Source organism: Vibrio sp. 2017_1457_13 (assembly GCF_030851525.1).
In the GTDB taxonomy this organism is placed as follows: domain Bacteria; phylum Pseudomonadota; class Gammaproteobacteria; order Enterobacterales; family Vibrionaceae; genus Vibrio; species Vibrio metschnikovii.
This window is the reverse complement of the sequence record NZ_VHTA01000003.1, coordinates 300,429-323,984: the sequence shown is the minus strand read 5'-3', so window position 1 is coordinate 323,984 and position 23,556 is coordinate 300,429. Positions and strand designations below refer to the sequence as shown.

Below are 23,556 nucleotides of genomic sequence, written 5' to 3'. Positions count from 1 at the left end.
ACATCGTTCGATTAACTTGTTCTGCCCGGCGCAATACTTAAATTTGTGACACCATAAAGTGCCTGGCTGTTACGCAACCAAAGCTGATACTCAAAGCCCATTAATGAGTGTTCCGTAGAACAATCCACATGCCATTGGCGAAGCAAGTACCCCGCGGTTGCAGCCCTAATCTCAACCTTTAGAACGCCACCCGTCATACCATAATCCAATTCTATCGCTTCGCTGTGCTCAATACGTGGATGCGGCACTAACTCAAGCTCTACAAAGCGATTCCATTGCCGATCTTGGGTTTCGAGCTCAGCTTCAGATAACCTTGAGTCTTCAAGCACAGCCGCTGCTTTAATGCGGGTCAATACAAAGTCACGGAACTCATTATGCTTGCGGTCAAAACCACGAACATGCCAACGCAGGCCATTGTCCACCAGTGTATGCGGCACAATTTCACGCGTGGTTTCACCGCTCGATAACGACACATAGGTGATACTCAAGGCTTTGCCTTTGTGTATGGCCTCGGTGACCTTCGCCACTATCGATAAGCTCGGTTTGTTAAGATGATAAGGCGCTTCACAAGCCAGAGGCGGTTTTACCTTTCCAGTGAAGCCATCTCCGTACCCTTGGCTAATGGTTGCCAGGGTTCTCACAACGTCATAGTCGAACAAGGGTTTAAATGCTTCACCACGCTTATGCAACTTGAGCTTTTGGTCATACTCAATGTTGCCTGGTGCAAGCTCTCGGTACATTGTGAAGTCTTTCGTTGCTTGTGCGGCGGCTATGCTGAAGCGATCGACTAAATCCGCTCGTACCGCTTCGCCCTTAAATAATAAGGTGAAATCGATGTGGGCAATGCGGTCCCTAGTTGCTTGTGGCAACTTCGCTATCTGCGAAAGCCTATCTGGCTTGCCCTCCGCACCTTCTTTAGCGAGTGAACTCGCTGGTACCGTTTGTTTCAGACCATCATTTGTCATGCGTCTTGTTTATCCAATTCAACCAGGTTCTTAAAACTCTGTTTATAAAATACGGTCAGACATCGCTTAATCACATTGAATAGCGCCGCTCAATGCTGCTCTTTATCCGCAATGACTTAGCAATCTCTACTGGTTGAAGCTGGATAGATGGCCATAAGACACTGAATAGACTTCAACCTAATTAATTTTATTAGGTGTCATCCTATCACAAATTATTTTGTAGAGTAGATTAAGCGACAACTTTTTGATCTGGAGTGCAATTGTCGCTCAGATTTGGGCGTAAAGACATTGTTTTATGCCATTGGTGATAGCCGAGATCGATGTGCTCGGAACCGGTGACACCACATTCGCTATCTCTGCTGAGCACTTACGAGAAGAAATGAAACCGTTACTTCTTTTATCAAGGTTCAAGTAGGCTAAACAACAAAGCACCGGTAATACCGATGCCCAACTGAAAAAACGTACAATGAGACGCTACGACCCTGTAAATAATTTTGTGTAACTGCTACGGACGGTCTAAGTGACCCAACATATGCTCACATACCCTGTGTATCACGTCGGTCTCTCCACTCTTTAAAAAATTATCGAGCCGATGTTGTATTAAATCCATGATTAAATCTGGTGAAACACGCCCGGCTGTAAAATGATAATGTAGCAACACATTGATCACCTCTGACGCCAACGCCTTAATCATTCCCTCTTCATCCTGTATGTCACTGGAGACAGGTTCTAGTCGCACTCGGATTTGTATTTTAACTTCTGATTCAAACGCCAGAATATCGGGCGTGGTGTAGCGAAAGAAATGACCTTGATTTAATACATCCAGGCATAAACTGGCACAATGAACATTCATGGTGTTGTATTTCATTGATTTCTCTCCTTCAACTGCGTCAGTAAGCGTTCAAATGCTGAACCATCCTTACGAGTCAGGTTAGGAACGTAACGACTGTAGATTTCGAACAACATTTTTGTGTTGGAATGACCCATTTGACGCGCAATCCATTCAGGTGCTTCCCCTGCTGCTAACCAGAGAGTCGCGGCAGTATGTCGAGTTTCGTAGGGACGACGATAAGGTAAACCCATTTTCTTTAATGTTGGCTTCCAGACACGATCACGAATGTTTCCTTTATCTAATGGATTACCTTCGGCGTTACAGAAAACGAACTCTCCTGCCCCAGTGACTTCTTTCTGACTTTTGAGTGCTTCTAACACCATACTCGACATATGAATATCACGAGCGGAGCCCAATGTTTTGGTGCTATCCATCTTCCCCTGGACATAGGTTTCACGAACACTAATAACCCCAAGACGAAAATCCACATATCGCCATTTCAGACCATCGATTTCAGAAGTGCGCATCCCGGTAAAAAAGCGCACCAGAAAGTAGTTTCGATAGTCAACTTTCACCGCATTTAAGAAATCCATCACTTCTTCCAAAGTAAACGGATTCACGTCCCGTTTCTCTACCCGCAGCGGTTTGATATTTTCAAACTGACAGCGGAAACCATACCTGTCAGCAGCTTCTCGTAAAATCATGCGCAATGGCGTCATTATGTGATTAACAAAATCTGTAGAGAGTTTTGTTCCATCCGGTTTAGGCTGCATTAACTTAGCTCGATATTTTAGAATATCTGGCCGACTAATTTGATCAACATTCACGTCACCAAATTCACTAACAAGATAGCTAAACAAGTAGATCTTCATGCTATTCACATAACTTGTTTTCCATCTCACTTCATTTTCAGCAAACCACTCATGCGCAAACTCCTCAAACGAAATACTAGTGATACCTTGTAGGCCTTTTGAAGCGGTTTTATAAGCACCCAATAGCTCTTCTTTTTTACGTCGAGATTGAATATCTGCTTTTACGAACTTGGTGGCATTTTTTGATTCAGGAAAGTATTCGCTATAAACAAAGCACCCTAAACGAATATCGGCATCGATCTGATTCATCAATTTTGTAAGTTTGCGAATATTCGCTGCTGTATCAGTTAACAGCGTTTGTTCTCGACAGCGAACGCCACAATATCTGAAATCTAAGTAAAGCTTAGAACCTCGTGAATTTACGCTACCCATAACAAACCCTCCCTGCAGCCATCGGTATATACACGGCGTTTCGTGTAGCACTTTGATATAATTCGGCTTCCACCTCTTCCCATATGTACAGAATTTTTCTACCATTGAAAGGTCGAATGTAGTGCTTACCTTCGATAAAAATTGAGTCTCGCAGCTTAGAATTGATATAGTTGGCGCTAAATTTTATCCGAGCTGCGAGCTCTTTCACCGTTAAGAGTGTTTGGTCCATATTGACCTCCATTTGAGTATTTTAACAGGACACAAGGTCAATATAATACAACCAAAGAGTCCTATCAAGACACACATAAAGACTATTATGGAATAGAAATTTGATTAGATATAACCTAAAGGCATTAATCGAAGAAAAATCGGCAAAAGAAGGGAGAAAGATTTCGGGAGCAGAAATTGCCAATGAAATAGGTATCCAACGCTCTGCTATGGCCAAAATGATTCGTGATGAAGGCTATACTACAACGACCAAAACTCTGGATTCCCTATGCCAGTATTTTGATTGTAAGATTGAAGATTTAATAACCTATGAGAAAGTCTAATTATTAAGCGGTTAATTCTAAACAGATACACAATTTAAATTACAGGCTCTCGGCTTTACACCCTAAGAAACCAAATGATTCACGGCGGCGCGACCTTTGGCAGTTCCGCTAACCGTCAACAACTACCCGATTACACTAGCTTACTGCAACACCTTGTCCCCACCTTAATCACCATTATGATGAACAGCAAACAAGCCATGTGGGGCGAGCCGGTGTATCCGTTGGTATATGTGTTACTCGCTAGCTGTCCCCTTCAACGCCAAGTGGTTTGTTATATATTCAAGTGTTAATTCATGCCACTTCTTACCAATTGGTCAAAACTCACCTGTCTATTGTTTACGATATACTCCTCATCATAGAAAGACATCAGCAACAAAGCTTAAAAAACCTTACCTATCCAAACGCGAAAACCGAGGAGGTTATCATGAACGAACAACTCAACGAGCGCTGTCATGTGATTATTCATAGTCACGCCGCTGCAGCCGCCGCCGGTAACTTAATTCCCGTTCCGGGCCTAGGTATCGCTGCGGATATCACTGCAATGACTTCCATGTGCATGAGCCTTGCCAGTGTTATGGGGCGAAATATCAGCGAGGAAGTGGCGAAAGGTTTGGCAATTGCAGCCTTAAAAAACACGATCCTCAAACAGCCAATACGGGTGCTAACGAAAGAGATCAGCAAATTTGTTCCATTTGTCGGACAACTTGTTGCACCTGCAATTTCAGTCGCCATCTTAGAATCCGCTGGCTGGAGCATGGTCAATAGTTTAGAGATCGCCGCCTTAACAACGCACTAGCGAAACAATGGTATGCATTTCCAGTGAAAGAGTGATTAACACAACTAGCATTTCACTTAAGGTGCTAACGCTTGATCCAACTCGTTAGTACCTTAAGTGATCGCGCTTACACTTTTGCCCTTTAAACTCTAGATATTTGGTGCACTGCACCTACATGATTATTATTTCATGGCATTATAAGTGTTTGATCTCTGCATCATAACGGTAAATACATTTACCTTCTTTTGCTTAAACAAAAGGGAACACCGTATGTTTGTTTATCTATTTGAAGCCAAATCGATACAGTCTTATCTGTTTCAATCTGGTAAGCTAAAAGATGTCATCTCAGCCAGTGAACGGTTAGATCGTCTGATTGATAATCACCCATCTTCTGTACTGGCTAACGTTATTGCACAATGCCAACTCGAAACCGACCTGCTTACACCGCACACCAAACAGCATGATCATCAAATTAGTTTTGTACGCTGTAAAGGCGGCGCGTTTTATGCTTGGAGTCAGAGTAAAGACCCGTTGGTACAACTGCGTGGTACCTGGACACTGACCGTTCAACAACTGTTTCCAGGCCTAACGTTTTGTGATGCCTTATGTGAAAACACTTCACTTCAGCAAGCGTTACAACAAGGGCATACGGCACTAGCAGCGGCACGAAATTTGCCAAGTCCTCACTATCCGCTCAGTACCGCACCTTGTGTTGCTTCACCACGTACTGGGTTAGCGGCTGTGCCCATTTCTGCAGTAGCACGGCGCGAAATAGCCCCGCAAGCTAACGAAGGCGAACAACAGATAGATCTTGATACTGAATTACATCGTCAGTGCTATCGCTTTCTCGGATTACGCGAATCACTACTACTAAAAAAATTCAGTTCCAATATCGATCTGCCCGCAAGTCTGCAATTCCCTCTCGATAGCAACAATTTTTACAATGCGCAAACCGAACAAGCAGATGAGACCGACTTGCGTGATCTAGCGCTGATTCATATTGATGGCAACGGCCTTGGCAAACAGCTAAGAGCTCTGCGTAAAGCCCTAGAAAATCAGTCAGATAATGTTTTTTCCACTGCATTTCGCCAATTTTCAGATGCATTAGCTAAGGCCACAGAGCTTGCCGCGGCGGAAGCCACGCAATGGCTTTATCAAACCCAGCTAAAGCAGCAGGAAAATACACCGGTCACATACCTCGCTATGCGGCCATTGGTGCTCGGTGGTGATGACATCACGCTACTGTGCCGTGCGGATTTAGCCTTAGGGTATGCCAAGTATTTTTGCCGCGCGTTCCAGACTTATTCTGCAGAACAGCTCAAAGGCTTACATACTCGCTACCTTAAAGGCAGTGCAGATTTACTGCCCTACCTGACCGCCAGTGGTGGCATTTTGTATCACAAAGCCAATCACCCTTTTATGCTGTGCCATCACTTAGTGGAAGGTTTGTGCAGTGAAGCTAAAACTGTAACCAAAGACACGCCGTCTGCTCTTCCGGCGGCATTAAGTTTTTATCGCATCAGTAAAGCACTGGCTGAAGATATTCGCGTGTTACGGGCACAATCTCAGCAATGGCTCTGGCAGGGTAAGCCGCTGCAAGGGGCGCTGCCGGGTTATCTGATCACTGAAAACGATGATCAATTTAACTCCAGTGTAGTGGGGCCATCATTCATTGAACTTGAGCGTATGCGCCAGTTCCTGAGCCAAAAAGTGAAGGGAGACGCGCCATTGCCGTTGTCTATCAACAAATTCCGCCAAATGGCCACAGAGCTAAGTCGCGATAATAGTGATGAGGCCATGCGGATCTATGATCGCGCCTTGAGCCAACTCACACCGGCTCAGCGCACCGAGTGGGATAAACACTTAGCCTCATTAATGCCTGTAACGCAGCGCGCAGAGCCAAACTGGTTCTGGGATCACACCGATGATAAAGGTGAAAGCCAATACTACAGCTGGATTATCGATTTGCTGGTTTATGAACACTTCATGCCAGAGCAGGAGAATTGCCAATGAGTTCGCTGAATTTTTGCCTCAGATTTGATCTGCGCAGTGAATGGCATGTGGGCACCGGCCGTGAAGGCGGTGCCTATGCCGATAGTTTGGTCTTTAAAGACCAGCATGCCCTACCAATGCTAAGTGGAAAAAGTATCAAAGGATTATTGCGACAAGCCTTTCATGAGGCATTAGAGTTAGAGTGGCTTAAAGGTGCCGATAATCACACCTTAACACAATTGTTTGGTTGTGAAGGTGTACGCGCACAAGCGCAAGGGGCACTACGTATCAGCAGTGCCACATTAAGCGCTGCCGAAATTGCCTATTTCAACGCCAATCCCAAAGATAAAGCGCACCTTTATTTAGTACGCCACGCCACCGCTATTGATTGCCAGACTGGTGCAGCGAAAGAAGGATCATTAAGAGCCATGGAAACCGTCGTACCGTTAGCTCTGCATGCCCATCTTGAGCTCAATAACGCGTCGGCAGAAATACAGCAGCAGTTTGCTCATTGGCTCTCCCTTGTGCTTCCGCTGATTAATTCCGTCGGGGGAAAACGCCGTCGTGGCCTCGGTGATGTGATTGTGACGGTAGAGGAGCAATAACTAATGCGTATTTTTTACACCCTAACCACGCTAGAACCTGTGATCATTAGTCGCAGCTCTGCAACAACGCAGCACCAAACATTAGATCATATTCCGGGTAGTGCATTACTCGGAGCGGTGGCCAGCAAACTGTATCCGCAATTAAGCACAGAAGAGGCGTTTACCTTGTTTCACTCCGGTGAATGCCGCTTTTCCCCCGCCTACCCTGTGGTAAACGGCTCTGATAACCCACAATACGGTGAAATTGCCCTACCGGCACCCGCCAGTTGGCACACCCCAAAAGGGGAAAAAAACGCGCTAACCAACCACGCGGCTCGCCGTTTTGCGCGTGATGAATTAATCCAATACCAGCAAATCCGCCAAGGTTTTATCTCTTCGGCGCGTACCTTACAGTACGCTGCGGATATCCGCACCGGCCTGACCGCCCGCACGGCACTTGACAGTGAAACTCAGCGCGCTAAAGAAGGGCAACTGTTTCAATATGCCTTCATTCAGGCTGAACAAACATTTGCCGGCTGGGTTGATTGTGCAGAGCCTGCGCTTGCGATACTACTCCAACAAACTCTACACGGAGAGTTCGTTTTAGGCCGCTCACGAAACAGTGAGTTTGGTAAAGTTAGTCTGAGCTTGTATCAACCACAAACACAGCCTCAACCAGCGGCGGTTCGAGGTAATGAGTTGGTGATCTGGTGTTTAAGTGATATGGCTTGTTTAGATGCCTTTGGCCAACCCACCCTCACCCCAAGTGCGCAAGATTTACACCCCGAGTTGTGTGGCGATCTCGACCCAACACGCACCTTTATTCGTAGCCGCCGTGTCCGCCGCTTTAACCGCGCCCGAGGCGGATTAAATAGCGAACAACTGCTAATTGCAGCCGGTAGCGTTCTGACTTATCAGTTACAAGATACGCCAACAGAACAGACCCTGCACGCCTTAACCGAGCAAGGCTGTGGCTTCGCCAGAGAGCAAGGCTTAGGCTGGGTCATGATTAACCCTGCATGGGCAGAGCAAGAAAAACCGGGGACCGGTGCTAGCGAATTGTTTACACCGTTTGCTGTAACATTGCCACAGCCGACCGCGCTATATGAAACGAAGGCCGACCACGCTAGCGCAAGCCCTTTGCTGGCATGGGTGCAAAGTAAGCAGGCAAAACAAACTCGCACTCTTGAGCGCAAATTGCGTTGCCAAGCCCTGCACCACCTCATTGCCGATGCATACCAAAGCCTGCGCCGCTATCACCGTACACCACCGGCTTATCAGGCTGGACCTAGCAGCAGCCAATGGCGTCGTTTAGCCGATCTTGCTCGCTCATCGCATGCCGATAGAGTCCAACAACACGGCATTCTCGATTGGCGACGTGCTGCCTTTGAGGGAGAAAGTGCCATCTGTAAAACCACTAACGATCCGAACGGTTGGGGTATCGAATGGCCAGAAGGTGATCTATTAGTCACCTTCGCACAGAAGTTCAATACGGCCATAACGCAACACGAACTGGATCTTGATGATCTGCGTTTACTGCTTGAAGAATTATGCCGTTACGATCTATCAACAAATGAGGGGCTGCGCGCCTACCGTAAAAAATATAATCCAGACAACCAGCAGGAGGCCGAACAATGAAACGTCTTTGGTTAGCCCGTCTACTTTTTGAAACCCGTTCACCACTTGCTATCCATTCTGGTCACCGCGATACCGGTTTTGATCAACAATTAGTACGTGATGCCAACGGCCTGCCCTATATTCCTGCCACCAGCTTTGTCGGCGTATGGCGTCAAAAAGCCAGCCAACAGTTGGGGACATCACCCACGCTCGGTCAGTCCATTGCCGATTACTGGTTTGGCACTACCGATAATCAGTCCGCACAGCTTTCAGTACATCACGGCTTGTTACTGAACAGCCAAGGTAAACCGGTTCAAGGTTTGCTGACCGAGCAAGATATTCATCAAGATCCTCTACTTAGCCGCTTATACCAAGCCAATCCGTTACACCGTGAACGCGTTCGGATCAACGATAGAGGCTGCACTGCGGATAAAGGGAAATTTGATACCGTATTACTGCCGCGCGGATTACGTTTTATCGTCGATATTCGTTGGATGCAATGCGACGAGTCACCCGATCTTGAAGCACAGTGGCATGCATTACTGGCGCTATTAGCCGATCCTGCCTTTGCACTCGGCGCATCAACCCGCAATGGGTTAGGCAAATTAGGCTTAGTCAGCAGTGAGATCATGCCACTGACATTGCAAGGCCAGCCACAGGCGGGCGCACAAATGCTGCGTTTTGCCCAGCGCGATACCTTACCACAAGGCCAAGCTCTGCCCCCCTCAGAGGCCACACCTTTTGCTCGCCTCGGCGTGACGGCACTCGGCGGCTGGCGTGCGGGAAGTGGTGCCCGCCCAATCGGGAATGATACCACTGAACATACGGATACCTTCACGTTCACTGAAAGTGCCGTTCAATGGCAAAACCAACACGCCACCTGGTGCGATAAACCTCAAGCGGTGCTCTGCGGTAGCAGTATTAAAGGCATTCTCGCGCACCGTACCGCATACCACTTGCGCCGACTTAACGGTGACTTTGCCGAGCAGCTTAGCGAAACCGATAGCAAGAGTTGGGAAAGCCGCCCAGCAGCACTGGCTGAATTATTCGGTAGTGAAGATAGCAACACGCCAATGGCTGGTAGGCTGATTGTCGACGACTGCGTAATTTCTCAACCGGTCACTCTGCATCGCACACATACCAGCATTGATCGCTTTACCGGTGGGGTTCGTCAAAGCCGACTATTTAGTGAAGAGATTTTATGGCAACCGGAAATAACGCTAACATTGCACGTTCTGCCGGGTGAACGCTTATCGCCTCAAGTACAACAAGCCTTCGAAGAAACGCTCAACGATCTCAAAGAAGGCTTATTACCACTTGGTGCAGCCAGTGGACGAGGCCTATCTCTGGTGATGCATCAACCACATCAACCTTGGGACATCGACTTTGCGCAATTAACTGGCAGCAGCAAGGAGTAAATATACATGCAAGTAGCATCCTCATTGAAAACCTATAATTCGCTAGCGCAATGCAGCCAACAGCAACCGGAAGTTATCGGTTGCCAACTGCCTACGCTCATCAGCGGGCATCTGCAAATTGAAAGTCGCCGTGGCCAACGTGAAGAATTAAGTGCCTTATTGGCACAATGGCAGCAGGCTGAAGGTTGGTATCAAACCGCCAGCCAATTAGCTCTGGGCTTACCAACCCACGCAGTAGATCTGCTAGAAGGCCAATGGCATCAAAACGGAAATAGCCTGCATATTCAGCATGAGCACAGCACAACCTATCGCATCACCTTGTTGAATAGCCTTGACTGCAATAACAATAGTCATGGCAACAGCACACTCACTCAAGCTTACCGTGATCAGCGTCTGGTTCTACGCCAAGATCTGCCACACGCCCAAGGCCGAGAGCTCGTCTACCGTCTGTGGTGGCAGCAAGGACAAACCGCCACAACAGAAGGCCTGTGGCAGCCGCTGGTGCAACAGTTCGCCGGCTTTGCACAAGGAGACAAATTATGACCCAGGTTCATGCCCCTTATCACTTTGTTCCGTTATCACAGTGGGTTTACTCACCTGACTGGGCACATCAGGTGAGTCATGATCATCCGCTGCAAGACGGTGTTGATGGCATTATCGAATTCGATCTGACTAACCTGACCCCACTTTTGGTTGGTGCTGGTAGTGATCGCACGAATGAACATCAACCGACCGATGTCCACTGGGCTCGTGATCCACAAGGTAATCCGATTATCCCTGGCAGCAGCCTCAAAGGAATGCTGCGTAATGTTTTGGAAATTGCCAGTTTTGCCAAATTTAGCGAAACCGACGATCCTCAATTTTCGTTTCGTGATATCTCTAACGCTGACACCCCGTACAGCAAAACGCTACAAGAGTCCGAACTGCAAACCGGCTGGCTAAAATACAGTACCGAAAACAAGGCGTGGCGATTCACCCCTTGTCAGCATACTGTACTCTTTAGCGATGATATTGAACGCTTCACCAAAATAAAAATCCCCAATGACAGTCACCTTGGTGCATTGGAAAAATATCAAACATTCCAGAAAAACTGGTCAGCCCACACTCTGCCCTTTAGTTTGAGCGAGCGTACGCTACAAGGAACGAAAGGCAAACCCGTTACCGTCGCCTGTGCCAAATTAGAACGCACCGCAGAGCTAGATGGCTATCCGGTTTTTGTTGGCTATCGCCCAGGTAAAAAAGAGTATCAAAATAAGCGCCTGAACTTTCACTACCTGTTCTACTGTGCAGACAACGAAAGCCAGCGTTGGGATTCGAAAGAAGACACCTTACGCATTAGCCGTATGTTTGCCGCTCACAATGAACAACTAGTGAACTACCTCAAACACAGTGCCTACCCGAGCATGGGGATCCCACTTTTTGTGCGCAAGCATAAGCAAAGCGGGAAAATACTGGCCATGGGATTGGCAAAAATGCCGCGCATGCCATACGAAAAGAGTGTGGGTGATTTACTCTTGCAGCAACAAAAAGCCCTCAATAGCGCCAGCATTTTTGACCTGCCAGGTCTGATGTTTGGCACCTTATCGCACTCCGGCTTCTCATTAAAAAGCCGCGTCGCGATTGGCGATGCACTCTGCCGAGAAAATAAGGGCACAGCCAAATCAACGCCAGTGATTTTAGGGCAACCGAGAGCCAGTTACCTAAATGCGTATCTGGAGCAAAGCCAGCAACAGGATCAGGTCAGTGAGCTAAAAGGCTATACCACAGGCAACAAAATTGCCGGCTGGAAACGCTATCCGGCTCAAAACGCGTTCAACGCACATCTTCCTGCTGATTTACAAAGCAAAACCAACGTACAAAGCAGGCTAGAGTTGATGCAACCGGGCAGCCGCTTCACAGGGCGTATTGTGTTTCATAACCTAAAACCAGTAGAACTCGGTGCACTGCTTTGGGCCATTACCCCAACACGTAATGAGCATGATATTGCGCATTTCTGTCATGGTTTGGGGCATGGTAAATCATTGGGAGCCGGCGCGGTGCAACTCACAGCCCGTTTAGCACGTACTCGGGGTCTTGAGAGTCACCATACTGTCGAAAGCCTGCGTAGCCTGTTTGTTGAGCACATGAATCAGGTATACCCGTCAGCCACTAAATGGCAAGACAGCCCACAAGTGCGCCATTTACTGGCCTTTGGTGACCAGCACGATAACAAAGGTAAAAACCTCACCTACATGCCATTAACGAGCGATAAATTCAGTGATGCAATGTCGTACACAGAGTCGCAAAAAGGCCGCATTAAATCGCTGTTACCGGCGTGGCAACAAAATGGGGAAACACTCAATCGGAATGAGTCGTTAACTAACAATATAACGCCTATCGGTCAAGGCCGCTTAGCGGCTTTGCTGCAAGCCCTGCCACAAGACGAATTGTCTCAATTCGAAAAAGAGAGCCTACAGCTCATGCAACAAGCGCAAGCGCAAGCTAAACAGCAAGCCTTGTTGGATTCCGCATCAGAGCCTTTCAAAGTCTGCTTACGTTTACAACAACGTTTAGAGCCTTACAAAGGCCAAACCACGCAAGATGCGATCAACCAACGTGAAGGTGCGGGTGGTGAGATAGACCGCATGTTAGATATGGTTATTACTGATCAACAAGTCAGTCTCAATGAATGGCAGCAAATTTTGACTTTCGTGCTGCAGATGAACTTTAGCGGGTATTTTGATATCGCAATAAAACCTAAAGAATTGAGTAAAAAAGCCAAAGAAAAATACACTCAACGCAAACAACGGCTTATTCAATTACAAATGCGCTTTAACAGTACGGAGGAACTGAAGTAATGCAACTGTCTGAAATTCATGCTTTAGCACAGCGATTTCCTTACTTGCAGTTGCGGTTTTTCTTACAGCTACAGCAAAGGGGGCGCCTACCTGCGTTCAAAGGTTCGTTATGGCATGGTTGGTTAGGACATATGATAAAGGGGAGCCCCCCCCTTTATCAGCTACTCTATGGTGAACACGAAGGCCAACAGCCTAAACCTTATGTGATAAGAACCGATGGCAATCGACAAGAACAGTGGCAAGCCGGCGAGTTAATCACCTTCGATGTTATTTTGCTGGGCGCGGCCACTCAAGCCGCCGAACATCTGATTGCCCACTTAAGTAAAACGCCGTGCTGTGGCCTTGGTTTTGAACGCCTTGAGGTTAGCATTCACAGTGTAGCCACCGTAACACCGCAAGGGTTGCAGCCTGGTTTGCATCATGGCGTATTGGCTGACTGGTTAAGTGCCAAGCCGCTCACCCTATGGCATGAGGTAGCGCTGCAGTTAGAAAGCCCGCTGCGCATCAAATACCAAGGGCAAATAGTCAAGCAAGGGCCCCTGCCCTTGTCATTTTTGCTTGAGCAAATTGCCCGCCGCTGGAGTCTATTGACGCATTTTTGGGTGGATGACCACCCACACTGGCGCACATTACTACAACAGGCACTACCGAATTTAGGCGATCATCAAACTCAAGGAGCCTGTTTGCGGGTGGAAGATTGGCAGCGATATTCAGTTCGGCAAAAAGAGCACTTACCGTTTGGAGGTTTGGTTGGTCAGCTCTGCTATCAAGGCGACATCGCCCCTGCTCTTTTTTGGTTACAAATTGGCGAAAGGCTTCACATAGGAGGTAAAACCACCTTTGGCTTGGGGCAATATCAGCTGATTGCCTAGCGGTATCACATAAAGGTTAATGCTTGAGCTTGCCGCTCAGCCAATCTGCGACCAAATGGTGAGAAAATTAACGAACTCATAGAGCCTCATACTTTGTTAGCAGCCACAAAATGTCAAATAGGATTTCAAGTGATGAATCAGAGTCAACAAAATAGGCAAGAACAGCATCAAGAACCAAAACAACATGTACTACTTGCCGTGTCTGGCATGACACCGCAAATTATCACCGAAACCTTATTCGGGATTTATCGCCAAGATCCAACAAAAGTGCCACAACGCATTGAAGTGATCACCACACAAGATGGCCGTCAACGTTTAATTGATAACTTACTCGGTCCAGATAGCCCACTAAAGCAACTGATCAAAGATTATCAGTTACCGAATACTCGTTTCACTGAAGAAGACATCAAAGTCCCTACAGGTGACGATGGCGCACCACTTAATGATATCAAAAGTGAGCGCGATCAGGAGATCATTACCAACTTCATCACCGACCACGTTCGCCAACTCAGTCAAGATCCAAACATCATTATTCATGCGTCACTGGCTGGTGGCCGAAAAACCATGGGCTTTGCACTCGGTTATGCCATGAGCCTATTTGGCCGGCCAGAAGATAGCTTAAGCCATGTTTTGGTCAGTGAGCCTTACGAATCAATCCCTGATTTCTACTACCCGACGCCAAACACCGTGATGCGCGCCGATCGTGATAAAAAGTCTCAACATGATTTAAGTAAAGCACAAGTGATGCTGGCGAAAATCCCTCTGGTGTTAATGCGTGAAGAGATGCCCACGAGCTTAATTAATGAGCCGAGTTTAAGTTACACCGATACGGTAGCGCGCATTAACCGGGCAAACTTACTTAGCACCGAGAGTGCTACCGTTGAACTAGACTTCACCACCATGAGTATTTGCTGTGATGGCATCACTATTGCGCTGAAAGCCGATTGTTTCGCCTTTTATAGCTGGCTTGCCCAAGACAGCAAAGCGTATCCTGGCGAAGGTATTGAACCGCCAAAACTAGAGATGAAAATGCCTGAACTCGACACGCGATTCGCAAATTATCTCAAAGCGGCGCTTCATCCCGAAGTGGCTATTAATCACAACTGCTCATTAGCGGAACTATTTGAATATGCCAATGATACCGTCGCGGAGATGATAGAGAGAGAGCAGCAAAAAAATGCCGCAAAACCAAAAAAATCGACACGTAATAATTGGCTTTTACAAGGTAATACTAAAATAGATTCTCTTTACTCGGCAGAGCCTGATCGCGACCTCAAAGCCTTAACTACGACCCATAAAAACTTATGGGATCGTTTATTAAAAGAAACCAATCAAGCCATTAAAGATGCCCTAGGGCCGCGGTTGGCTGAGTACTATCAAATAGTGACCGTAAATACAGCAAAAGGCGAAGATAATGGGCGAACACGCTTTGAATATAAGGGTTTAAAACTACCAGCAGAGAATATTCACTTAAAGCTTTAAAAGCACAAAGGGTATCTGAAAGTAAAAGCAAAGCAGAGTTAATTTACTCTGCTTTTTTGGCTCTATTCGCGTTAGTGGTTGATCAGGGCGTAATCCAGATGGACCGTCAAGGGTTATTGCAGTGGGCTTGGGATTCTGGTCTTAATCCCTTCAGTCAGGGCGTTGTCCAGATGGACGAATCAAAGAAAACTGGATACCTCTCCCAGTTTTAGTCTTAATCCCTTCAGTCAGGGCGTTGCCCAGATGGACAACATCTACGTCGCTTTCATTGCCAAAACAATGAGTCTTAATCCCTTCAGTCAGGGCGTTGTCCAGATGGACATGTGTCTCAGACCGTATGGTCAAAGGCAGTGGTGTCTTAATCCCTTCAGTCAGGGCGTTGTCCAGATGGACGCAAGTCAAAACGATGAAACCAATGTTCTTCCAACGTCTTAATCCCTTCAGTCAGGGCGTTGTCCAGATGGACACAAGATCGAAACAGATCTTGACACACGGTTGACGTCTTAATCCCTTCAGTCAGGGCGTTGTCCAGATGGACGTGGAAACGTATGCAAGACCAAACGGTATCTCTAATGTCTTAATCCCTTCAGTCAGGGCGTTGTCCAGATGGACTACTGTAGTCATGACAGGCTTCGTCGTGACGTTCCGTCTTAATCCCTTCAGTCAGGGCGTTGTCCAGATGGACCCAACTTCACTGGAAGACATGGCGCAAAATATCCGTCTTAATCCCTTCAGTCAGGGCGTTGTCCAGATGGACAATAACATCATGAAAAACGTACTATTGGCTTTATGTCTTAATCCCTTCAGTCAGGGCGTTGTCCAGATGGACGAAATTAGAGCGCTTGGCTCGACAGGTAGGATCAGTCTTAATCCCTTCAGTCAGGGCGTTGTCCAGATGGACGGAGCGCTCATGGCGCGCGCTAAAAATCGAATTAGTCTTAATCCCTTCAGTCAGGGCGTTGTCCAGATGGACGAGAGTGTTAGATGTTCGATGCGAATGCGGATCAGTCTTAATCCCTTCAGTCAGGGCGTTGTCCAGATGGACCAGGAACAGGTATGTATATTGTCAAAGGATTCAAGTCTTAATCCCTTCAGTCAGGGCGTTGTCCAGATGGACTTTGGTTAAAGACCACATCAAACTCTTTAACGTGGGTCTTAATCCCTTCAGTCAGGGCGTTGTCCAGATGGACAGAAGATATTTATAACCGATTGTTTTTATTAATGCAAGTTTATCATTAAACAAGCGTTTTAAACAAAAGCCCGCAAGGCAAAAATAAGCAATTGTCATACCATTTAAATAGAGCAAGCGGCTAACTAGCGATGATAATTAAGATTAAATTTAACAGCAAAAAAATAAGCCACTTAACTCGGGCCAATATCCCCTGCCCTTGATTATTCGATCATGGCGGGTGGTTAGTAAACAAAGCCGACTAATCTCGGGTCAGAGTGGATCAAGATTAATGGGCTCTCTGGTACCTGATGAAAGCTGCCTTCTAACAAGGTAAAAGGCAGACATAATAGCCTATCTTGCTGTTGATCAAGCATACTGAGCAAACGTTGGCAGGTTTTTTCTCTTTCCGTTCGCGATAAAGCAAAGAGATAAACTGACTTTTGTAACGGCCAGGCGTATTTGCTGCAGTATTTGTGCATTTTTCGTAAACGCTTAGGACAGCTGATATCATAACTGATGATCCATAACGGTTTATTCATGGCTCATCCCCCGCTCTAAATAACGGCGACATAACCTTATCATCCGCCTCAATGCCGTTTTTCTTTGTTTTTGCCAACCAAACCAAGCCGGATAAAAGCGCTGTTGCCCTGCTCGGGTTAAGCGACAGCCGTATTCGGTTTGCTCAAAATCTTGCGCGGTGAGTTTTTGAGTCCGCCACAAGGCGATCAACCATGCCTCTAAATCTGAGCGAGTCAGTTCTTTGATATCCAGCACTAGGCTGGATCGGCGATAACCAGTTCGATGGTGAAAACCCAAACAAAGGTCAAATCCTTCAGCCAGTAGATGAGGAGTCAACGCACTGTCTTCTAAGGTTGCGGTTAACGACAGTAAAGCATTGATAGGGTCACCCGGAGGTTGCCGCTCTCTGCCGGTAAAGCCATCAAGCTGAAAGCACTGCGCCCACGCCTGCCAATACTTACGGCTCATTTCTGCTTCATAAAGCATAAGATTATTCGGCGGGCAAGTGGGAGTGGCGAGCAAAGGCATACCTAATTGCTTAAGCACTCGGTTTTGACCGCGCCGTCTGGCAGACAATAATGCCCATGCATAACGCTGGCGCTGAGACTCTTGGCAGATCGCCCGATATTGTAATAAGCGTAAGTTATTCGGCGCACTGGCTGAGTTGAAAATCATCGCACTATGCTTGTGACCCACAATGACTAGCTCTTTACCCAACTCTGACAGTTTTAGATGTAAATCGGTACTGATTGCAATGCTTTTACCTACTACCACACGCTCAATTTCTGCTAACGGCAATAAGCGTGATGGCTGCTGTGGATGAGCGATATGGAGCACACTATCCTGAACGGAAAGACTAAAATCAGGCATATCGAGAACTAAGCTTGTCATGGTTATTACCTCGGTTGGTGTATTCATGACAGCATAATTGAACCTAACGAATAAAAACGGCCTGACCAATTGGTCAAGCCGTTCGAGCTAGGCAATAGCCAGTTTAGATTGCTTGAATACGAAACTCTTGCAATTTTGCACCTAGGCGAGCCATGGTTTCGCTATCTAACTCTTTGCCGCGTAGTGCTTCTGGTACATCGAGAGATAAATGCAGATAACGAGCACCGTTTTGCTGGATTTGCGCCGCCATCGGTAAAGGTAAGATGCCAATCACCAGATCACCGGGTTGAATAATGTCAGGGGTTAAATGTGGCAATTGTTGATCCACTTGATACCCCTGCTGCAGACACCATTCTCGCGCCCCGCGATGTCGCGTCACTAAATAGCGCATATTTAATCCATGGCCTGCTTGAGTTCATACAAACACTGTTTAATCTTGTTCGCATTGACGCGATCACACACCTGTATACGATTCACTTTGGCTCGATTAACCATCGACGTATTCACTTCATAAGCGCTAACCAGCAAGTTACGGGCATATAACCCCCCCAGTTTATTACCTAATGTATCAAGTTTATGCAGGGTATCTTGATCATTAGAAACCCCTTGCTGCTTACCATCTGCGCCCCAGTAACGAGCTTTACATTCAATGATCAGTAGTTGATTTTTATGGCGAATGAGTAGATCAAACTCGTTATTTTTGCCTTTGTCTGAACGTCCCTGCATTAAAGCCCGATGTTGATCCATTTTTGTGCCCCACACCCCTTCAACACTCATGGCGACTTGTTCAAAACCACATTGTAAAGCCTGTAGATAGGTCAGCTCTTCTAACCATAAACCAGCTAAATACCGACAAGCGTCTTCAGAACAAAATTGAATTTGTTTGCTCTCCTCTTGCCAGTTGATCAGCCCTGCTTGAGCAAGCTTGGTATAGACTTGCACAAACGGACCACGGGGTATCTGCTTCATCTGTTGCTGTTGATTGGTCGGAAAGTCTTTGGCAGCCGTACTCGCCATCGCCTGTAAACTCCCCAACATATTCTGACATGGACCAGCGAATTGTTGCCCTAAAAACAGAGTTAACTCAGCACGGTCATGAACGACACTATCATTTTCTTGATCGGTACTGTCAGTTAACCAAAAACCGTTGGCCGCTAAGAGTTCTTCAAGGGTTAACACCGATTCATAAGGCAGCTGAAAATCTATATTTTCATTGAGTATTGGAATGGCTTTATTTTGGCTATCGGTATAAAGGATCAAGGCCTGTTCGCCATCTTGTGGCAAATTAGCATTGTGTTGATAAAAGGCTAAAGTCATGGCCAGTGACATCGGTTTCGTACCACAGGTAGCGTTAAGCACCCAACGTTTATCAATATGATGCTCAGTGAGATAGTTAAGCAGGTCTTGTGCTTGTTGTTTTAACGTGGGTAAGTGGTGGCTACTTTTACCATGGCTACGCCATAATACGGGTACGCCGCGCTGCTGATAGATCTCCTCTAAGCGGTCACCTTTGGTGTCTAAGGTGCTATCACCAAAGACTAAAATCGCCCCGCTACAGTTAGGGTCGGCAAAAGTAGGAATAAGGTTCGGGATGATTTGATCAGAAATTAAGTTGATATGAATGGTCTGCATTATTGGCCTCTTACTAATTACCCGCTTGAATCCGTTAATCTACCATAATCCATTAAGTGCATTGATGAATATGATGTTGATCTGTGAAGTTATTAACCTTAATCCTTTACGGTTTGATTAAGTTAAGTAGGTATAGAGTAACAAATAAGGTGACAAGAAACGGTACAGCCAATTGGTGAGGTGCTAGGTGCTAGGTGCTAGGTGCTAGGTGCTAAAATATCCCTTCAGTCAGGGCGTTGTCCAGATAGACGCAACATACCGTTCAATCGTCCAAGTACATCAAGTCTTAATCCCTTCAGTCAGGGCGTTGTCCAGATAGACCTATCTATTCAGATCGTGGCCTATTGGTGTTTGAGTCTTAATCCCTTCAGTCAGGGCGTTGTCCAGATAGACTAATAAATATAAGGAAATAAATCATGAGCTACGGTCTTAATCCCTTCAGTCAGGGCGTTGTCCAGATAGACACTTACCTTCGGTGCTAATCCCCTGCGTATGTATTAGTCTTAATCCCTTCAGTCAGGGCGTTGTCCAGATAGACACTTCTGTTACCGCGTCACTAGCAAATTCGACGGGTCTTAATCCCTTCAGTCAGGGCGTTGTCCAGATAGACTTTAGTTTATAAGACAGATCTTTCCGTCATACGAGTCTTAATCCCTTCAGTCAGGGCGTTGTCCAGATAGACTGTAACATTCTTAAGAACGACGCAGCAGACATCTGTCTTAATCCCTTCAGTCAGGGCGTTGTCCAGATAGACATAGATGTTACCAGTCCCACCTGCACCGACCCACGTCTTAATCCCTTCAGTCAGGGCGTTGTCCAGATAGACCTTACGCGAAGCTACCCGTTGGGAGGGCAATCTATGTCTTAATCCCTTCAGTCAGGGCGTTGTCCAGATAGACTGAGCGTATCACTGAAGCAGTAAACACCACTTATGTCTTAATCCCTTCAGTCAGGGCGTTGTCCAGATAGACATAGGAGGGAGGTTCATGGTGGCCGCGTAAGCTGCAGTCTTAATCCCTTCAGTCAGGGCGTTGTCCAGATAGACCGCAAGCGCCACTGCTTTGCAAAACGCTCGTACTGTCTTAATCCCTTCAGTCAGGGCGTTGTCCAGATAGACTTCACATAAAAGAAAACCCACCGAAGTGGGTTATGTCTTAATCCCTTCAGTCAGGGCGTTGTCCAGATAGACTAATCACTGGCTCGGCTGTTCACTCTGAAGTGCTGTCTTAATCCCTTCAGTCAGGGCGTTGTCCAGATAGACAGAAGCTATTTATAACCGATTGTTTTTATTAATGCAAGTTTGGGGTCAAACAATCGTTTTAAACACAGAGAAAATCGCCCGATTTAAGCATTTTTTAAGCCAAACTTAACACATCAACTTTAATACATTGATTATTAATCACTTATTTTTAGCGGTTTTTATTTTAGCTCACTACGTCTTTCCGTTGGCAAATGAGCAATAATATGGCTCATGACCCGATCAAGGTTATAGCCATATTCAGCGCTATAACAAACAGGCTTGCTGATCTTCAACCCTGTTGACTGTTGAATGCGGCGCTGAACCGATTGGGATTTTTCCGCCAATTGCGCCGCAAGCGTAGGCTCAGGCCTAGCCAGTGAGCGATGCCAATGACGGCCTTTCATCACCATATCGGCTTGGTTAATCACCACCACCACGCGTTCAGGTTGAATTTGCGGTAAAATAACGCTTTCTAGTAACTGAAAACTCGTGCCTAAATCTCGTAAGCCTCCTTCTAGGATCACCAGCACCATATCGATCAGTGCATAATGACGATTAGGCTCGCCCACCGCGGTGCAGGTTTGCTGCAACTGTTGTGAAATGGCTTTAGCGTGCTGTAAATCTGCTGCTCGTCCATCCCCGAGCCCGGCAGAGTCATGCAAACGTAAATATTGACTCAATGAATAATCACTCACCTGCTGGGTTTCCGGATCGACCCCTCGCCCTACTCTGGCTAAATTTTTTCCTGCTAACGCATTAATTGTGCTGCTTTTACCACAGCCAGTTGCGCCAACCAATAATACATCCAGTGGTAGCAACAGTTGACGCTGTTCAATCGCTTGAGCTAAACGTTGCATTAATTGATTCATATTTCACCTCATGGGTCAATAAGTGCCGTAATAGCGGCACTTATTGATCGCTAACTATGATTACTTCACTAAAACAAACGGCCGAAAAAGCCACAAACGCCACCGACAATGGCACCAACCCCGCTGCCAATTTTTTCACCAACACTACCAAACAAGCTGCCAAGTTTTCCGCCAATTTCAGCGCCCTTTGCAGCCCCAGAGCACACCGACTCCCAAAGGGTTTGGTTAATTTCTTGCTGATAGTCCAACAGCGCGTCATCATCTTGCCAAATTTGACTCTCACGGTTGATATCTTGTATTAAAGCCGCCCGCTTTTCCTGTTGCACATTTTGGATAATGTGCAATAGCAGTTTACTCATGTTATAAGGCCGCTGTTCGATGCTGCCCTCTTTATAACCTGCAGCGTAATAGATCGGCGACACCTCGACCTGCGTCGCTTCAAATATACGTCGGCGCGTTGAGCTGATCTTTTCTGCCAGAAACCTGACCAATTCTGGCTCAGGCTGATTGGTTTCATGATCCCAATGACGGCCTTTCATCGCCATATCCGCTTGGTTTATCGCGACCAACAGACGGCTTTTATCGTTACCTAAATTGGGGATGATCACTTGATTGATCAGCTCAAATGAAGTGCCTAAATCACGACTACTGCCATCTAATACCACCAGCACCAGATCAATCAGCAAATTGCCGTTTTGATCGGTCTCGTTCAGCTTGTCGATAATATTCTTCGAATGACGACGATCCGCCGCTTTACCATCGCCCAATCCTGGGCTATCAAACAGGACTAGGTTATCAAGCTCAAACTTGGCAATATCCATGGTTTCTGGATCAACGCCTTGACCAACTTTGGCTTTTTCTGTCGCAAACAGGGCATTAATGGTTGAAGATTTACCACATCCGGTTGCTCCAGTGATCAAGATGTTAATCTTGGTCTGTCTAATTTCGGTGATTCTGGTCAACCATTGCAGCTTTTGTGATTCATTTAAGCTGTTGTCTTGCTCAATCAACTGGCCCAGCTTATCAGTGAAGTGTTGTGCGCTCATAAGAGACTCCTTGTTAACGATATAAAGAAGAAAGAAGATTGCCCCGTGTTCAATACCGCTCACGAATGGTGTACATCAATACTTGACTCAACAGCCAAGCATTGGGGTGCCAACAATGACTTTTGTTTTCATTAATCCAGCAATTTGTCTTTGATAATGAAAACCATCCGCCACTTGAGTTTGAACCGGCTTATTCAGTAACTCGGCCGCTAAACTGGCATGAATAACATAGTGCTGGCCACCACAGTGCCTGAGTACAAAGGCTTCGGCACGCTCAGACAGCTCCATCCAGCTACGAGATAAATCGGCATGAATTAAACGTTGCAGTGCACGGCGAGCACGCTGACCTTGACGGCGACAAGTCGCCATTGCGACTAATTTCCAGCCTCTCTTGGCTTTAAAAAAAGTAGCGGCAATAACTCGCCCGTGACGAATGACTAAACGCCAACGTTGAGTATCTTCGAGTAAATCTTGAGGAGAGGAATAATGTAAACCACCACTGACTTGTGCATAGCTCTCAACAAGCAATGACCATACTTGTTCCAGATAACGTTGCATGCCAGATTGATGCAGTACTGTGATTGTTTTCATCATTGCGCCACCCCCTGATTTGGTATGACGCAAGAATAACTTAATAAGGGAAACAACCCCCTCTGACCAATTGGTGAGTGATAACCGTGTTAAGCGATCTCCACCGCGGATTTGGTGATCTTAGACAGAGAAACCTAGTGGATAGGCGAAGCAAACACCATCAATAGAAAGTAGATGATTGTTACCAATTGTCTGGAGAAGCTGTTAATTATATCGGTGAGTGTCATACTCACCCCGAGGGCTTACCCTAACCATTGCAACAGGATGGGGTTTCATGGTCAACACACCTCGAAGGGGGAACACCTAAGATAGTTCTCATTGTCGGGATAAAAGGTTTTTGGATCGGAAAGATGAAAGGGACTATTTTATCAACACTCTCCCGCAGGTAATCAAATAAGTTTTGTTTATAGATCTAACAAGGCACTAAA

21 protein-coding genes and 2 CRISPR repeat arrays are annotated in these 23,556 nt (G+C 46.5%); of the genes, 10 read left to right on the top strand and 11 right to left on the bottom strand.

All coding sequences use genetic code 11. The annotated features are described in order from the left end of the window. Positions 1-11 precede the first annotated feature (11 nt). From FKN88_RS05930 to FKN88_RS05915, 4 genes are all read right to left on the bottom strand, one after another. Positions 12-965 carry a WYL domain-containing protein gene (locus FKN88_RS05930; RefSeq protein WP_306687293.1) on the bottom strand — a complete coding sequence of 318 codons (954 nt, stop codon included), beginning with the start codon at positions 963-965 and terminating at the stop codon, positions 12-14. Positions 966-1,470: 505 nt separating this feature from the next. Continuing rightward, positions 1,471-1,833, bottom strand: a complete 363-nt coding sequence (locus tag FKN88_RS05925) for a hypothetical protein (protein WP_306687294.1) — start codon at positions 1,831-1,833, stop codon at positions 1,471-1,473. Continuing rightward, a complete protein-coding gene (locus FKN88_RS05920; RefSeq protein WP_306687295.1) occupies positions 1,830-3,041 on the bottom strand; it encodes an Arm DNA-binding domain-containing protein in 1,212 nt (403 codons plus the stop codon). The genes FKN88_RS05925 and FKN88_RS05920 overlap by 4 nt, the downstream gene beginning before the upstream one ends. Next, positions 3,034-3,270: a hypothetical protein gene (locus FKN88_RS05915; protein WP_306687296.1), complete on the bottom strand. Its 237-nt coding sequence runs from the start codon at positions 3,268-3,270 to the stop codon at positions 3,034-3,036. Before FKN88_RS05915 ends, FKN88_RS05920 begins: the two co-directional genes overlap by 8 nt. A 100-nt stretch (positions 3,271-3,370) precedes the next feature. On the opposite strand from FKN88_RS05915, the gene FKN88_RS05910 reads away from it, so the two are divergent. The 10 genes from FKN88_RS05910 (at position 3,371) to csm6 (ending at position 15,169) form a co-directional block, all read left to right on the top strand. Next, the gene (locus tag FKN88_RS05910) at positions 3,371-3,592 is read left to right on the top strand and encodes a helix-turn-helix transcriptional regulator (RefSeq protein WP_217533687.1); all 222 of its coding nucleotides are present in this window, start codon (positions 3,371-3,373) and stop codon (positions 3,590-3,592) included. A 424-nt stretch (positions 3,593-4,016) separates the two neighbouring features. Continuing rightward, positions 4,017-4,388, top strand: a complete 372-nt coding sequence (locus FKN88_RS05905) for a hypothetical protein (RefSeq protein WP_306687297.1) — start codon at positions 4,017-4,019, stop codon at positions 4,386-4,388. Positions 4,389-4,637: 249 nt separating this feature from the next. Continuing rightward, a complete protein-coding gene (locus FKN88_RS05900) occupies positions 4,638-6,380 on the top strand; it encodes a hypothetical protein (RefSeq protein WP_306687298.1) in 1,743 nt (580 codons plus the stop codon). Further along, entirely contained in the window at positions 6,377-6,964 is a 588-nt protein-coding gene (locus tag FKN88_RS05895) for an RAMP superfamily CRISPR-associated protein (protein ID WP_217533695.1), read from the top strand. The genes FKN88_RS05900 and FKN88_RS05895 overlap by 4 nt, the downstream gene beginning before the upstream one ends. A gap of 3 nt (positions 6,965-6,967) precedes the next feature. Continuing rightward, positions 6,968-8,581, top strand: coding sequence for a hypothetical protein (locus tag FKN88_RS05890; RefSeq protein WP_306687299.1), 1,614 nt, complete (start codon positions 6,968-6,970; stop codon positions 8,579-8,581). Continuing rightward, on the top strand, positions 8,578-9,978 hold the full coding sequence (locus FKN88_RS05885; protein WP_306687300.1) for an RAMP superfamily CRISPR-associated protein: 1,401 nt from the start codon (positions 8,578-8,580) through the stop codon (positions 9,976-9,978). Before FKN88_RS05890 ends, FKN88_RS05885 begins: the two co-directional genes overlap by 4 nt. A 6-nt stretch (positions 9,979-9,984) precedes the next feature. Next, positions 9,985-10,521, top strand: coding sequence for a hypothetical protein (locus FKN88_RS05880; protein ID WP_306687301.1), 537 nt, complete (start codon positions 9,985-9,987; stop codon positions 10,519-10,521). After that, on the top strand, positions 10,518-12,815 hold the full coding sequence (locus FKN88_RS05875; RefSeq protein WP_306687302.1) for a TIGR03986 family CRISPR-associated RAMP protein: 2,298 nt from the start codon (positions 10,518-10,520) through the stop codon (positions 12,813-12,815). The genes FKN88_RS05880 and FKN88_RS05875 overlap by 4 nt, the downstream gene beginning before the upstream one ends. Beyond that, positions 12,815-13,687 (top strand): CRISPR system precrRNA processing endoribonuclease RAMP protein Cas6, encoded by an 873-nt coding sequence (gene cas6, locus FKN88_RS05870; protein ID WP_306687303.1) that lies wholly within the window; start codon positions 12,815-12,817, stop codon positions 13,685-13,687. Before FKN88_RS05875 ends, cas6 begins: the two co-directional genes overlap by 1 nt. Positions 13,688-13,819: 132 nt before the next feature. Continuing rightward, complete coding sequence (gene csm6, locus FKN88_RS05865) at positions 13,820-15,169, top strand: CRISPR-associated ring nuclease Csm6 (protein WP_306687304.1); 1,350 nt, start codon at positions 13,820-13,822, stop codon at positions 15,167-15,169. A gap of 66 nt (positions 15,170-15,235) precedes the next feature. Then, a CRISPR array of direct repeats spans positions 15,236-16,359; the repeat unit is 38 nt; unit sequence GTCTTAATCCCTTCAGTCAGGGCGTTGTCCAGATGGAC. A 223-nt stretch (positions 16,360-16,582) separates the two neighbouring features. Here csm6 and cas2 read toward each other — a convergent pair. The 7 genes from cas2 to FKN88_RS05830 form a co-directional block, all read right to left on the bottom strand. Next, complete coding sequence (cas2, locus tag FKN88_RS05860) at positions 16,583-16,879, bottom strand: CRISPR-associated endonuclease Cas2 (protein WP_217542624.1); 297 nt, start codon at positions 16,877-16,879, stop codon at positions 16,583-16,585. Further along, positions 16,872-17,750, bottom strand: coding sequence for a CRISPR-associated endonuclease Cas1 (cas1, locus tag FKN88_RS05855; protein ID WP_306687305.1), 879 nt, complete (start codon positions 17,748-17,750; stop codon positions 16,872-16,874). The genes cas2 and cas1 overlap by 8 nt, the downstream gene beginning before the upstream one ends. 103 nt (positions 17,751-17,853) lie before the next feature. Next, complete coding sequence (csx16, locus tag FKN88_RS05850) at positions 17,854-18,141, bottom strand: CRISPR-associated protein Csx16 (protein WP_306687306.1); 288 nt, start codon at positions 18,139-18,141, stop codon at positions 17,854-17,856. A gap of 2 nt (positions 18,142-18,143) precedes the next feature. Beyond that, positions 18,144-19,382 (bottom strand): Card1-like endonuclease domain-containing protein, encoded by a 1,239-nt coding sequence (locus tag FKN88_RS05845; RefSeq protein ID WP_306687307.1) that lies wholly within the window; start codon positions 19,380-19,382, stop codon positions 18,144-18,146. A gap of 212 nt (positions 19,383-19,594) precedes the next feature. Next, a CRISPR array of direct repeats spans positions 19,595-20,643; the repeat unit is 38 nt; unit sequence GTCTTAATCCCTTCAGTCAGGGCGTTGTCCAGATAGAC. Positions 20,644-20,801: 158 nt separating this feature from the next. After that, positions 20,802-21,491, bottom strand: coding sequence for a GTPase family protein (locus tag FKN88_RS05840; RefSeq protein WP_306687308.1), 690 nt, complete (start codon positions 21,489-21,491; stop codon positions 20,802-20,804). Between the two features lie 68 nt (positions 21,492-21,559). Further along, on the bottom strand, positions 21,560-22,537 hold the full coding sequence (locus FKN88_RS05835; RefSeq protein ID WP_306687309.1) for a GTPase: 978 nt from the start codon (positions 22,535-22,537) through the stop codon (positions 21,560-21,562). An 87-nt stretch (positions 22,538-22,624) separates the two neighbouring features. Beyond that, positions 22,625-23,131 carry a hypothetical protein gene (locus FKN88_RS05830; protein ID WP_306687310.1) on the bottom strand — a complete coding sequence of 169 codons (507 nt, stop codon included), beginning with the start codon at positions 23,129-23,131 and terminating at the stop codon, positions 22,625-22,627. Between the last annotated feature and the right edge of the window lie 425 nt (positions 23,132-23,556).